General features: G+C 61.7%; 10 protein-coding genes and 3 pseudogenes. 10 read left to right on the top strand and 3 right to left on the bottom strand.

What is annotated here, in order from left to right; translation table 11 throughout:
- Window positions 1-61 precede the first annotated feature (61 nt).
- The 7 genes from FJ986_RS19705 (at window position 62) to FJ986_RS30890 (ending at window position 5,540) form a co-directional block, all read left to right on the top strand.
- Entirely contained in the window at window positions 62-742 is a 681-nt protein-coding gene (locus FJ986_RS19705; protein WP_224656331.1) for a hypothetical protein, read from the top strand.
- Between the two features lie 127 nt (window positions 743-869).
- The gene (locus FJ986_RS19710; protein WP_140523040.1) at window positions 870-1,064 is read left to right on the top strand and encodes a DUF6499 domain-containing protein; all 195 of its coding nucleotides are present in this window, start codon (window positions 870-872) and stop codon (window positions 1,062-1,064) included.
- 55 nt (window positions 1,065-1,119) lie between these two features.
- On the top strand, window positions 1,120-1,620 hold the full coding sequence (locus tag FJ986_RS19715; protein ID WP_140523038.1) for a DUF2285 domain-containing protein: 501 nt from the start codon (window positions 1,120-1,122) through the stop codon (window positions 1,618-1,620).
- A 288-nt stretch (window positions 1,621-1,908) separates the two neighbouring features.
- Window positions 1,909-2,274 (top strand): nuclear transport factor 2 family protein, encoded by a 366-nt coding sequence (locus tag FJ986_RS19720; protein WP_140523036.1) that lies wholly within the window; start codon window positions 1,909-1,911, stop codon window positions 2,272-2,274.
- Between the two features lie 60 nt (window positions 2,275-2,334).
- Window positions 2,335-2,949, top strand: coding sequence for a 2-hydroxychromene-2-carboxylate isomerase (locus FJ986_RS19725; protein WP_140523034.1), 615 nt, complete (start codon window positions 2,335-2,337; stop codon window positions 2,947-2,949).
- A gap of 68 nt (window positions 2,950-3,017) precedes the next feature.
- Window positions 3,018-4,193, top strand: coding sequence for an MFS transporter (locus tag FJ986_RS19730; RefSeq protein WP_140565810.1), 1,176 nt, complete (start codon window positions 3,018-3,020; stop codon window positions 4,191-4,193).
- Between the two features lie 1,026 nt (window positions 4,194-5,219).
- Window positions 5,220-5,540 carry a hypothetical protein gene (locus FJ986_RS30890; protein WP_246672802.1) on the top strand — a complete coding sequence of 107 codons (321 nt, stop codon included), beginning with the start codon at window positions 5,220-5,222 and terminating at the stop codon, window positions 5,538-5,540.
- Between the two features lie 570 nt (window positions 5,541-6,110).
- Here FJ986_RS30890 and FJ986_RS19740 read toward each other — a convergent pair.
- Window positions 6,111-6,487 (bottom strand): annotated as a pseudogene (locus FJ986_RS19740) (VOC family protein).
- A 52-nt stretch (window positions 6,488-6,539) separates the two neighbouring features.
- Between FJ986_RS19740 and chrA the strand changes: the two are divergent.
- The 3 genes from chrA to FJ986_RS19755 all read left to right on the top strand — a co-directional run bounded on the left by chrA (window position 6,540) and on the right by FJ986_RS19755 (window position 10,047).
- The gene (gene chrA, locus FJ986_RS19745; RefSeq protein ID WP_140555420.1) at window positions 6,540-7,766 is read left to right on the top strand and encodes a chromate efflux transporter; all 1,227 of its coding nucleotides are present in this window, start codon (window positions 6,540-6,542) and stop codon (window positions 7,764-7,766) included.
- 1,089 nt (window positions 7,767-8,855) lie between these two features.
- The gene (locus FJ986_RS30895) at window positions 8,856-9,737 is read left to right on the top strand and encodes a hypothetical protein (protein ID WP_246681813.1); all 882 of its coding nucleotides are present in this window, start codon (window positions 8,856-8,858) and stop codon (window positions 9,735-9,737) included.
- Complete coding sequence (locus tag FJ986_RS19755) at window positions 9,649-10,047, top strand: invasion associated locus B family protein (RefSeq protein WP_224656334.1); 399 nt, start codon at window positions 9,649-9,651, stop codon at window positions 10,045-10,047. The genes FJ986_RS30895 and FJ986_RS19755 overlap by 89 nt, the downstream gene beginning before the upstream one ends.
- Window positions 10,048-10,705: 658 nt before the next feature.
- On the opposite strand, the pseudogene FJ986_RS19765 reads toward FJ986_RS19755, so the two are convergent.
- Both FJ986_RS19765 and FJ986_RS19770 read right to left on the bottom strand, forming a co-directional pair.
- Window positions 10,706-11,842 (bottom strand): annotated as a pseudogene (locus tag FJ986_RS19765) (IS91 family transposase); the annotation flags it as partial.
- A gap of 2 nt (window positions 11,843-11,844) precedes the next feature.
- Window positions 11,845-12,755, bottom strand: a pseudogene (locus FJ986_RS19770) (site-specific integrase).
- Window positions 12,756-12,869 lie beyond the last annotated feature (114 nt).

Genomic DNA, 12,869 nt, shown 5'->3' on the forward strand with positions numbered 1-12,869 from the left:
AAGAGGGTGCGCGAACACCCTTTTCGACCTGACCAAAGCCAAGCTGTGTGGAGCTCGGATCATGGCTGATTCCGACAATACCACGACTTTGCCTCCCGTCACGCTGGGACGGGAGAGGCAATCGCCATGCACCAAAGAACACCCTAAGCGTTCGGCCGACCATGCGGTCGTAGACCCGCCGTCGGCCGATCCAGCACTCGTCCTGTCCCTTGCCTGGATCGACGCTCATGTTGGAATGCTAGCCTCCTGTGTCAGGCAGCAGCAGGCCGAGGAGGGGCTCTTGGAGCGCGGCGCGCTCTTCTCCGTCGGCGAAGTCCCTGGGCGCGGGGAGGGCGCTGACGCCGACCGCTATCTCGATGCCCGGACGGCGGAGCAGAGCGAGGCTGAAAAGGCCGATGCCTTGTTGGATAAGATTGCAGTGACGTCTGCCCAATCGCTGGCGGGCGTTATCGCCAAGCTTGCAGTCATCGTTCGAGAAGCGGCTGACAACACAGACCTGTGCGAATTTCCGTTGCCCCACATCCGCTCGGCCCTGGCCGATCTGCGGCGCCTCACGCCTGAAGCGATAAACAGCGAGCCTGCCGGCTGGCCTGCAGGCGACCAGTCGATCGGCGCGCTGTTCGAGCAGTCTGCATCCTCTTTCGCCGCCTGGCGCGCCTTCAGCGCGTGGAGCCAGGGCGATGAGGAGGCCTATCGCGCCTGGACGGACACATTCAAGACACTGGAAGGGGCCAGCCAGTAGGCATCGCAAAGTCTCGGCCTGATGCTCGGCGCCGAGATCTCTCTCGTTCATTCGTCAATGACGGAATCCAAGGATTTCGCTCAACGCTGCGTCTCCGTATCAAATCCATGAGAAGGGAAGGATACGGATGAAGCCCGATACATCGCAGTGGTGTGACCCACAGGCATACGCGTTCGTTAAAGGCGCCGCGGCCGATGAGATTGCCTGGGAGTTCCTGCGACGAAATCCCCAGTATCAGCGGGACTTCGCGGCCTCCCGCTCGGCTAAAGCGATGCGTGCGCTGCGCAAGCGCTGGGGCTTGCAGTTTCGCCGCCAGGCCTGATCAGTCCGCGGTCGAGCAGCCGGTCTATTGGGCGCCTCAGATCGACCCTGGGGTCGTGAACCTGGTCGAGGTTCCGGCGGATATGCTCGCGCGGGAAGACAGCGCCCGCGATGTTCGGTTGGCCGCGGGAAAGCGTGACGAAGTCGGCCTTCACGTGCGATCTTCGCCGGCCGGCGTGCAGTTGGCGCTTCTCGGCGGCGCGCGACCAGGCGAGCCGCTGGCTGCCATAATTCCACTCGATGACATGGCGCATGACAGGCTACAGGCGATCGAGAGATTCGTCCGCTCGATCCACAGGCAACACCTTCCCGATGCCCGCTTGACCTCGGCCCAGCGGCGGCGTCTTGGCCATATGCTGCAGTGCCTTGACGGCCGTGAGGAGCAGGCATCTCATTTCGAAGTCGCGACGGCCTTGTTTGGTCGGAAGTTGGTCAGTGCCACTGACTGGCAGGACTCGCCTTTCCGCTACCAGACGTATCGCCTCGTGCGCGACGGCCTGAAGATGGTCGAGCGCGGCTACCGCCAATTGCTGCGCGCACGAAGGCGCCTCTCCTGAAGGGGGTCCGTCCGGCGCCTGGTCCACTTATGCGCTGTCGGCAGATTCTGGAGTGAACGGCTGCTCTTCGCCTTCAACTCCGACGTAGAGCCCGCCTTTGCGATATCCCATAAGCGCACCCGTGCGCGCGGTGTGAGATCGCATACTACCTGAAGCGGAGACCGACCCCCCGGGGTCACCGCGATAACGGCTAGGTGGGAAGATGGCCAGCGGCGGACCAGCATTGGAGAATTGTCGTACATCTAAGAAACCGCTAATATAGCAAACTGGCTTCCGGAGGGCCGTCCGATGTCGATTCACGAGGAACTGCAGGTTTTCTGGAATTCCTATGTGGCTGCCTATCGTGCTGGCGACGCCAAAACATGCGGCGCCATGTTTACGGCCGATGCCGAATTACTTTCGCCCTACGCGCCTCCTGCTCGGGGCCGGGATGCTATCGAAGCTCTCCATACAGCCTGGACGCACGGCCACGACGAGGCGCCTGAAAAGAAGATGACAGTGATACACGCGGGCAGATCTGGTGACCTGGCTTGGTGTCTGGCGACGTATACCGAGGGCCTGGAGGTTGGCAGCGGTACGTCTGTCAACGTCTTCGAGCAGCAGGCCGGCGGATCATGGCTGATACGGATGTGCAGCCTTAACAGCACCGACTGAGGCATAGGTTTGTTGCCGAGTTGGCTGAGTGTCGGCATCCATGGATGGGAGGCGACGGGAATGCAGCAACTCGACTTCTTCTATTTCTTCGGAAGCGGCTACTCGTATCTGTCCGTGATGCGCGTTGATGCGGTGTCAAAACGGTCGGGTGTTGCCGTTCGATGGCGGCCCTTCAATGTCCGCACCGTCATGGCCGAGAACAACATCGCCCTCCGCACCCAGGCGGCAAAGGTGAAGTACATGTGGCGCGATGTGGAGCGACGCGCGGCGACGCACGGGGTGCCTTATGTCAGGCCACCCATCTGGCCGACCGATCCGGACCTTGTGGCCAACCGAGTCGCCATGGTGGCGGCCGAAGAGGGCTGGTGCGAGGCTTATACCGTCGCAAGCTTCAGGGCGTGGTACCTAGAAGGCATGGATCTGGGTAGCCGTGCCCATCTGGAGCATGTGCTAGCCCCCCTCGGTCAAGATGTCGGTCGTGCGATTGCAAGGGCCGATGAGCCCGGTGCCCATGAGCGTCTCAAGGCTGAAACCGACGCGGCCCGCAACTACGGCATTTTCGGCTCTCCAGCGTTCGTCGTGGATGGCGAGACGTTTTGGGGTGACGACAGGCTCGAAGAGGCGCTTGCCTGGGCCGCTGGCCGACATGATCTGCAAGCGCTGAGACATCATTGATAGGACTGAGTGCGCCAGGCATTTGGTGAAAACCATGCGCGGATTGTCAGTCCCACGGGAGGACTCAAGTGCCAAGCCGCTGGACCATTCTTGCTGTCTTGTTTGTCGCTCGCACCGCCTTCGCATTTCAGTTCGGGAGCGTAGGGGCCGTCGCACCACAGCTTAGCCAAAGCGTCGATGCGAGCCTGGCCGACATCGGTATCCTTATAGGAGTTTACTTTGCGCCCGGCGTCCTGCTTGCTCTGCCCGGTGGCACGATCGGACGCCGCTATGGCGACAAGGCGACCGTCCTCGGGGGGCTCCTGGCGATGCTGGCCGGCGAATTGCTTATGACTACGTCGGCATTATGGAGCGTGCAGATCGCGGGCCGACTGATTGCGGGCACTGGCGGCATTCTCTTGAGCGTCCTGATGACCAAGATGGTGGCCGACTGGTTCACTGGTCGCGAAATCGCAACCGCGATGGCCATTTTCGTCAACTCGTGGCCGGTGGGCATCGCAATCTCGCTCATGCTCCTGCCATGGATCGGAGCGAGGTTCGGGCTTCATCTCGTCAACCTTGCCGTCGCGGGGTGGATTCTGATCGGCTTCGGCCTCATGGCTTTCGTCTACCGCGCGCCGGAGGCGGCGGTCTCTCTTGAAGGCGAACGAGGCAGTCTGACCTCGGAAACGGTCTATGCAGTCGTTGCCGCTAGCTCAATCTGGTGTCTCTACAATCTCGGTTTGTCGATGATCTTCAGTTTCGGGCCATCGATGCTGGTTGAGCGAGGATGGTCCATGGCTGCGGCTGGATCGACGATCAGCATCGTCCTCTGGCTCGCGGCGATTTCGGTTCCCTTTGGTGGCTTCCTCGCTGATCAGACCAAACGCGGCGAAGCCATCATTGTCGCAGGCAGCATCGCCTTTGCCCTGCTAACGGTTCTCCTGTCGCGAAGCGGCCACGTGCTTCCCATCGTCATTGCCGTCGGTGCCGTCTGCGGCCTCCCCGCCGGTGCGATCATGAGCCTTCCAGCACGTGTGCTCGAGCGGAAAACGCGGGCGATCGGAATGGGAATATTCTATACGGCTTTCTATGCCGGGAGCCCGGTTGGAGCGGCGATCGGCGGAAAGCTTTCCACCTCGATCGGCTCCGCCAGCGCCGCGCTGGACTTCGGGGCCGTCGTGCTCCTGGTTTGCCCAGCCATTCTGTGGTTCTTCCGCCGTATCGTTGCTGGCCAGAAGCGGCTGGCGCTTCCCTCGACGTAGAACGCGCAAGCAAACCTTGGTGATACCCCGGGACATGGTGTCGTTGCGTGGCACGGTAGTCATCAACGCTTTATTCTAGGCGTGGGTGTCGAAGCCAATCGTCCTGCTGCTTCTCTCGTCAGTGAGGGCCATTCGACGAGCGTCGGGACGTTGTCCGGTCGGCCACACTCGACCTGGGCTCAGATCGCTCCTCGGCGATACGGCTGGAATGAGGCGACCGCGGGTCACCCGTCCCAACCCCACAAGCATTCCCCGCTTGCGCCGGAGAGTCTCGGAGAGGTGATTCCAGAAGGTAGTCGGGATGCGGACCTCGGGTCCGATTCGAGAACCCGCGTGACACGATGCAGCGCGACGACCATGTCTCTTCGCTTTCAGCCGAAATGATGGGCAGCAATGCGCCCAATTCCGGCCGTTGAAGTTAGCGCTGCTGCTCACCAAAGCGGACTTGCACGGGGCGGGCGCGTTAGTTCAATTCCTGACCCGAAGCAGACATTGCGTTTCCCGCCAGAATCAGTTGAAATCGACAACAGATATTACCGCCTTCGGGCAATAATCTCGACCGGCCCAATCAGGCCGGCTGAAATACTTTCGCTCATGTTTCGGACCATCTGGGGCCGCCGCGCTCCCATGAGAGTTTGCACGCCCAGTACTGCCCGCCCCATGGCCACTTGGGCGCGCTGCCGTGCGAAGTACTCGAGCGCAGCATCACGCCGCTGGCGTTCCGACAAGATCTCGAACCCTGCCGCGGAAAGTGTGTCGCGGTACTGCTCTGGAGCGGCGATCGCGTTCGTATCTGCCGTACTCGCCCATGGCAGCGGATAAGACAGTTCGCCGGGTCCAGTGCGCATGACGTCGAAGACACCGAAACGCGCCCCGGGGCATAGGACCCGCGCAATGTCCGAAAAATAGTGCGCTCTTGTCGGCGATATTCATTCCGACATGCAACATGTATGCGGCAGTAAACGATCCATCTGGGAAGGGCAGCCGCAAAGCATCGCCCTGCTGCAACGAGACGCGCTCCCCTAGATGGAGCCAGCCGGAAAGGACATTGCCGGCTTCGACGTAGTCGCGAGTGAGATCGATGCCGGTGAGGTGGCAGCCATACTTCGCTGCGATCTGTCGCGCTGGTCCACCGAGGCCGCAGCCGATGTCGAGCACTCGATCCGCAGCGGTGAGCGCAAGTTGCCCTGCCAACTCTCCCGTGGCGGCGCGGCCGCCAATGTGAAACTCGTCTACGGGCGAGAGGTCCTCGGCGGTGACCGTGCTTTCGGTCTTCCCCATGGCGGCAAGACCATCGCGAATACCTGCGACCAGGCTGCCTCGCGCGTAGTGGTCAGCAATCTGTGAATGCGGCGCTGCTTCCATCATCATCGCCCCTTTGGTGCAGCCTCCGGATCATCTCCGCCTACGGACCGCTTGCGTCCGCGAATGGGTCTCCGAACTCTGTCGATCCGACGGTCATAGCATTTGCACTTCGTTCAAGCCATATTATGCCGGACGTTGAATCCAAATGTTTGGATGTCGCACACCTGCTTTGTTTTATTGCCGTCGCCGAGTAAGGCTACATTGCGCTCCCGCCGGAGCGGCCCGGCATGCAGCCCGTCTGTCAATAGGGAGGCGAGTTAGAAGTACAGCTCTTCCGCCACGGCGCACGCGGCTCCGAGTGACTAAGCGGGGGTTCCAAGTTTCCGACGATGCGCGTTCAACCCCATGCGCAGCTTGATGGTGCCGTATTCTGTTAGCCTGAGGAATGGGCGGCATTTAGGCCCGCCGCCTGGCCCTGAAAGCCTCGTGTCGGAAGACGGCGCCTATACACGCCGTCAGAACTCCGACCATGTCTACGGCCGCTTGCACCGATTCGGCCGTTCCGACGAGCTTCAAACCTCGGTCAGTTCCAAAAGCAAGGTTGAGAACCTGTCAGTGAGCGGCGGGCTGGAACAGTTCGATCACGTTCCCCGACGGTCTTCGAGCAGGATTTGCGAGCCACCGACTCCACTGATGACCTCATTGCGAAATGGCAACCCGGCGCCTTTCAGCCGTTCGACTTCCTCTTTCAGATCTTCGACAAGCAGCAGGATGCGGTTCCACCCGCCGGGCACTGGACGGCGACCGTCCGGCATCGGCCGTGCGCCGGAGCTTGCAGCGCCACTCAACATCAGCCGCAAGGGACCACGGGTCACCGACGCAAACGCTGGCCGTGCGTCCTGCTCGATGGTGAACCCAAGGTGCTGCGTGTGGAAGGCGACGGAGATTGCGACATCGTTGACAATGTACCGAACACTGGCTGGCGTCATTATGGATCACCTTTCAAACGACCCCCGGCAAGTTTATTAGAAGCGATTTCGTATGGGCAACGCAATGGACCAACAGCTAGGCGCGCCGATACGCGGGTCCGCAGGCGAAGTCTTTCGTGTATTCCTGAGGCTTGGCCTCACATCGTTTGGCGGACCCATCGCGCATCTCGGTTACTATCGCAACGAACTGGTGTTGCGTCGCAAATGGCTCGATGAGCAAGCGTATGGCGATCTCGTCGCCCTTTGCCAGTTTCTTCCTGGTCCGGCGTCCAGCCAGGTGGCCTTCGCCCTCGGCGTATTCAGAGGTGGTGGCCTGGCAGGTGGCCTTACAGCATGGCTCGCCTTCACCCTGCCATCGGCACTGATCATTGTGGCCTTCGCTTTTGGTGCGGCAGGGCTTCATGGCCCAGTCGCGGACGGCGTATTTCACGGGCTCAAGCTCGTGGCTGTTGCCGTGGTAGCACAAGCAATCTGGGGCATGGCGCGAACGCTAACGCCCGACAAGCAGCGCGCCGCCATTGCGATACTCGCGATTGCGGTTGTCGTCGTCGTCGGCGGGTCGTTCGCGCAAATAGCTTCGATCGTCCTTGGAACCCTCGCCGGGCTATGGCTTTGCCCTGGCGAGGAAACCAAGGTGCCTGGACATTTGAGTTTTCCCGTTTCGGCTCGCGGCGGCGCTGTTTCGCTAGCACTCTTTGCTGTCCTCCTTGTCGTTCCGTCGCTGACGGAACGGGCCACGGGTAGTCACGCTATCGCATTCTTTGACGCCTTCTACCGCTCTGGGGCCTTGGTATTCGGCGGAGGCCATGTGGTGCTGCCGCTGCTGCAAACGGAGGTCGTCAACACGGGCTGGGTGACGAACGAAGCCTTCCTGCAGGGCTATGGACTGGCGCAGGCAGTGCCGGGGCCGCTCTTCACGTTCGCTGCCTATCTGGGGAGCGTGGCAAGCCCCGTTCCAAACGGCCTGGCCGGCGCGGCGATCGCGCTTATCGCCATCTTCCTGCCCGGTACGCTGCTTGTTTACGGCATGTTGCCGTTTTGGGACGCCCTGCGCTCGCGTCCAGGCGCCCAGGCTGCGATGCGCGGTGCGAATGCGGCTGTGGTCGGCATCCTTGGGATGGCTCTCTACGATCCGGTATGGAAGAGCGCAGTCGTCACGCCAGGGGATTTTGCTCTGGCTGTAACCGGGTTCCTGCTTCTGGTCGTATGGCGGATGCCGTCGTGGGTTGTTGTGGCGTTGCTTGCCGCTGCTGGCGCGCTTCGCGCCGCGATGATTTGACAATGGCCTTTGCGATGGCGCGCCTGAATCCTGGCGTCGGCGAAGCAGCCGCGGACATTTGGCTGCATTCCCGTGAACCACAGACCCGGCCGCGTCGGATCATGATCGCCGCCGTTAAAAAGCGGAACGCCCTGCCGTCCAGAACGCCAAGCTTGCCCACCATCGATTCGAGGCCCGTACTATAGCCGTCGCCGCGATCACGATGTCGGGACCGATCAGATTGCGGTTAGCCAGGATCACGCCCCGAGGGGTACCCGCGTTTCTCCGGTGGCCAATCATGGCCGAAGGAGAAACGGAATGGGACACTCGTATTACAACCTCGCCGCCTCCGATCGCTGCGCATGGAATGCAGGATCGTGCTCCCCAAAGCTTATTTTTCGCGAGCGGACCACTCGGCGGTCGCCGGCGGTTCCTAGAGATCAGTCACTTCAGCGCAGAGATGCAGCGCTCCAGGCGTTGAAGTCGCAACTTGCGGGAATGGATGTGATAGCCGAGCTCCGCGAGCCTTCTTAGTTTGAATGACTCTCTTTCCGTAAGTAGTTCCATTTCGAACTGGGCGATTTGCTTTCTGAGCTGTTGAGCGTCAGCAAGCCGCAGTTCCCGAATCCAGCCTCGGCCCCGCATTCCCATGCACTCCGAATAGTCTGGTCACAAGGCTCCGAGGCCGCTGCTGCTCTGTGGAAGATCGATTGGGCGAAGTTCGGGATTTTTCAATGTTCCGTCACCATCATCAAGGTTGTGGCCCGCGCACCCAGCGAACCGCAGTGCATCCCCGCGACCCGATATGCGCCCCCGTGAGTGCATGGCAACCCTTCGAGCTCACTTTTTTGCGGTTGGGGTCTGGTCAATGACAAGCCGCTCAACTCTGGTCCACAACCGCTGCGGGTGTGGCACACGACCCTTGTTCCATTGTTGAGTTGAATCAAAAGCGAATGATCGGGAACCGGTTCATTCGGGGGATAGTTTACATTCCAGGGACGTCTGACGGCGCTCACTAAGGTGAATGGGAGTGTTCGTCTTCTAAATTAGGATTCACTAATTGAAACGTGAATGTCTTCCTGCCTCGCGCTGTGACACAGGCCGACTGATATGACTTCTTCTGAGCACGATCTGGATGCCGGCTTCGATCCACCCGAACTGGACTTGCAATCTGTTTCTTCGACAACCGATGAGCGGACGATAGCGACTCAGCGGGGCAGGGCGTCTTGTTCCGTCATTGCACCTGGTCTACACACCTTCGAGGCAAGTGATCACGTTGTCTATGTCGGTCTCGAGGCCGCACCAGGCGTGTGTGCCTCCCTCGGGGGAGCCAAGGCTGAGCGCTACGACGCGGCGGCAGGGAGCATCATCGTCAAGCCGGCACATCTTGAAGCTCGCTTGCGGCTGTCGAAGGCGCGGGAGAGCGCAATTATCGTCTACCCGGACGACAGCCTGAAGGAACTGGCCAGGCAGCAATTCGGCCCGGTGGAGACGGAGTTGATGCCTCCGCCCCTTGGCACGCGGGACTTTAATGCGTTGCGCATCGCCAAACTGCTCAAGGCGGAGCTTACGAAGAAGGAGGGCGTCAGCCACGTCCATATCGAGCAGCTGATCGCAATCATGGGCATTCACGTGCTTTACGCCTATGCCTCACGAACCAGCCGACCGGAGCAGTTCAAGGGCGGCCTTTCCAGGCAGTCCGCGCGAAAGCTGCAGGAGTTCCTGAGCATAAATCTCACCCGCAAGAAAGGTGATCGAATTGCGCATGTGGAAATTCCCGCTGGCCAGTGCAGCGGCGACGCTCGGCTTGATGGTGATGGGCACCGCGGCTTTGTCTCAAGATGTGACTTCAAAGCTGCCAGGCGGCGCGACTTCGCTCCAGGAAAGCTATCAAGACTGGAGCCTGACCTGTCAAAGCAGCACATCAACGGTAACGTGCGGTGTCTCCCAGCAACAGACGCAGCAGAACGGCCAGCGGGTCCTGGCTGTTGAGCTTAGGCGAAACAGCGACGCCACGCTCGCGGGCAATGTCGTGCTTCCGTTTGGGCTTATGCTCGACGCCGGCGCCGCATTGCAGATCGATGACAGCCAGCCCCTTGAGGCGCTGCGCTTCTCAACCTGCTTGCCGGCCGGCTGCATCGTGCCGCTCACCCTCGATGAAGGAACAGTAGCCGCATTGCGGGCGGGTTCGGTGCTGAAGATCAAGGTCAGAAGCACCGACCAGAAGGACATCGCTTTGTCCGTATCTTGCTGGAGCGTGAGACAGACAGCTGGTGGGCTGATCGGGAAGCCGCGCTACTGAAGGCCCCCGAGGAATGGTCCAGTGCTGTAATTATGATATTAAGATATTGGCTCGACGCGCTACGTCATCGGGATTGAAGCGAGAGGAGCTTAAACCCGCGCGGTTGGCTTACCTTGGGAGAATCTACAGGGCGCGCGTGGGATTTCGACAGCCCTAGACGTAAAGGCTGCTCCCGGCGAGCGGACCTATTCTCTTCAATTTCTCGATTTCGCTGTTCGCGTTCGGATCAGTTCAGCTGAGGCGCACAGACCTCCTGTTAAGTCCGCTTCTGATGATCTGAGCCTAGAAGCCAGCCGTCCGATTCCGTGAAGAGTTTCGGGCGCCGGCAGGCGTACGAAAGTCTCCGAAGAAGGAACCCTCGAGCCACAGGCGAGGGGTTATGGGGATTTCGATTTTTGGCTGGTGTCGGGGATAGCGCGACCGCCGGCGAGAAGCGGCGGGATTGATGCACGGACCGCCTTGTCTTCCGGCCGTGCGGCCTCCTCGGCTCGGCGTGCGGTCGGACTTAGCCCTGTCGAGGCCGATGATCTCCATGGACGCGCGTGGGTTCGTCGCCGGAGGCTGAGCGCCTGTGGCTGAAGGCTGGACTTCGCCATGCCGCGTCATGGGACGCTCTCCCGGTTCGTCGCCGACGCGTCCGGCGGCCCGCGCGGCTGCCTCCACGTTCGAACACGTCGATGATGATCATCCGTCCGCCGCAGCACGGGCATGGCGGGCGGAAGTCAGTCGGTTCTTCCGGAGTGCCGTCTTCGGGCAGCGGCGCGACGCTCAACAGTTTGCGCGCGAGTGCGAGGCTGGCTTTGTGGGAGCCGCCGGCGAGCAGGTCGTAGTGCCGGATGCGGTGGAAGCCACGCGGCAGGATGTGGAGCAGGAATCGGCGGATGAACTCGTCGGTGGCGAGCGTCATGATCTGCTGCCGGTCTGTGCCGTCGCGACGATAGTCCTTGTAGCGGAACGTGACCTCGGCCTCATCGAATCGGATGAGGCGGCGGTTCGAGATCGCAAAGCGGTGGGTGTAGCGGGACAGATAGGCAAGTACGGCTTGAGGCCCGGCGAAGGGCGCCTTGGCATAAACCACCCAGCGCTTCTTCCGGACCGGCGCCAGGTGCCGCAGGAATGCTCGCCGGTCGGTGAAGTGCGCCATCGATCCGAAGAAGGTGAGCCGGCCGGCATCGTGCAGCGCAACCAACCGAGAGAGGAACAGGCGGCGGAACAGCTTGCCGAGCACGCGCACCGGCAGCAGGAAGGCCGGGCGCGACGATATCCACCGGCTTCCGTCTGGCGCGATGCCGCCGCCCGGCACGATCATGTGCACATGCGGATGGTGCGACATTTCCGAGCCCCAAGTTTGAAGGACGGCGGTGATGCCGATGCGCGCGCCGAGATGCTTCGGATCCGCAGCGATCGTCAGCATCGTCTCCGATGCCGCCTTGAACAGCAGGTCGTCGACCGCCGCCTTGTTGTGGAAGGCGATGTCGGCGACCTCGGCCGGCAGCGTGAACACGACGTGGAAGTAGCCGACCGGCAGCAGGTCGGCCTCGCGCTCGGCAAGCCATGTCCGCGCCGCGGCACCCTGGCACTTCGGACAGTGCCGGTTGCGGCAGGAGTTGTAGGCGATGCGCCACTGGCCGCAGTCCTCGCAGGCCTCCACGTGACCGCCAAGGGCGGCGGTGCGGCAGTGCTCGATCGCCGACATGACCTTGAGTTGCTGCAGTGTCAGATGCCCTGCATGGACGGCCCGGTAGGCGGGCCCGGCAGTGCGGAAGATGTCGGCAACCTCAATCGAGGCGCGCACGCTCAGCCGTCGGGCGAGATCTCTTCCAGCTTGAAGAGGCCAAGCTTGTCGAGCGGGCTCGTGACGGTGCGCACCGTGAGGGTTGCAACCTTGGTGTAGAAGGCGGTGCTATTTAGCTTGGCGCGCCCGAGCAAGACCTGGATGATCCGGAATGTCGGTGCCGTCCTCCAGCAGGTGGGTGGCGAAGCTGTGACGCAGCATGTGCGGCCCGACCCGCTTGGCGATGTCGGCCGCCTGCGCTGCCTCGACGACCACGCGATAGAGCTGCCGCGTGCTGATGGGCTTCATCGCATGCTGCCCAGGAAACAGCCAGCCGTCGCGATGCATCACCCCCCTGCTGGCGTCCGCCCTTCCACCACTGGCGCAGCAACAAGAGCAGGTCTTGCGACAGCATGGCGTTGCGGTATCGCCCGTCCTTGCCGCGCTCGACGCGCAACAGCATGCGCTGGCTGTCGATGTCAGCAACCTTCAGCGTCGCCACCGCCGCCACGCGCAGGCCCGCGCCATAAGCGACCGACAGCGCGGCCTGGTGCTTGAGGCAGGTGGTGGCGTTGAGTAGCCGGGCGACCTCGTCGCGGCTCAGCACCACCGGCAGCTTGCGCGGGTGCGCCAGACGAACGAGCTTGCGCGCCAGATCGGGGCGATCGACCGTATGTGTGAAGAAGAAGCGCAGCGCCGACACGATGCTGTTCATCGTCGGCACGGGAACGCCGTCGTCCTGCTGCTCGATCTGGAATCGGCGCAGGTCGTCAGTGGTCGCTGTATCCGGCGACCGGCCGAGGAACGTCGCCAGGCGTCCGATGTCGCGGAGATAGTTGCGCTGCGTCTCCTGTGAGAAACGCCGCATATTCATGTCGTCGATCAGCCGCTGACGAACTGGACTGATAGGTGCATCAAGAACAGGACAGGGCATGGTCAGGCTCCTTGTTGAAGAAGCCTGTGATGCTCTGCCGCTGCCGAACCACCCTCAAATGCGAGCGCGACGTCCGGTTCGTGATCTCTACCTCATCCCAGCGCGCCCATCCCG

Source organism: Mesorhizobium sp. B1-1-1 (genome assembly GCF_006442955.1).
Classification (GTDB): Bacteria; Pseudomonadota; Alphaproteobacteria; order Rhizobiales; family Rhizobiaceae; genus Mesorhizobium.

What these genes read in the sequence shown, in the direction of transcription:
- FJ986_RS19710 (WP_140523040.1), top strand. Translation starts at nt 870, where the DNA reads ATGAAGCCCGATACATCGCAGTGGTGTGACCCACAGGCATACGCGTTC.
- FJ986_RS30895 (WP_246681813.1), top strand. Translation starts at nt 8,856, where the DNA reads ATGACTTCTTCTGAGCACGATCTGGATGCCGGCTTCGATCCACCCGAA.
- FJ986_RS19705 (WP_224656331.1), top strand. Translation starts at nt 62, where the DNA reads ATGGCTGATTCCGACAATACCACGACTTTGCCTCCCGTCACGCTGGGA.
- FJ986_RS19725 (WP_140523034.1), top strand. Translation starts at nt 2,335, where the DNA reads ATGCAGCAACTCGACTTCTTCTATTTCTTCGGAAGCGGCTACTCGTAT.
- chrA (WP_140555420.1), top strand. Translation starts at nt 6,540, where the DNA reads ATGGGCAACGCAATGGACCAACAGCTAGGCGCGCCGATACGCGGGTCC.
- FJ986_RS19720 (WP_140523036.1), top strand. Translation starts at nt 1,909, where the DNA reads ATGTCGATTCACGAGGAACTGCAGGTTTTCTGGAATTCCTATGTGGCT.
- FJ986_RS30890 (WP_246672802.1), top strand. Translation starts at nt 5,220, where the DNA reads ATGGAGCCAGCCGGAAAGGACATTGCCGGCTTCGACGTAGTCGCGAGT.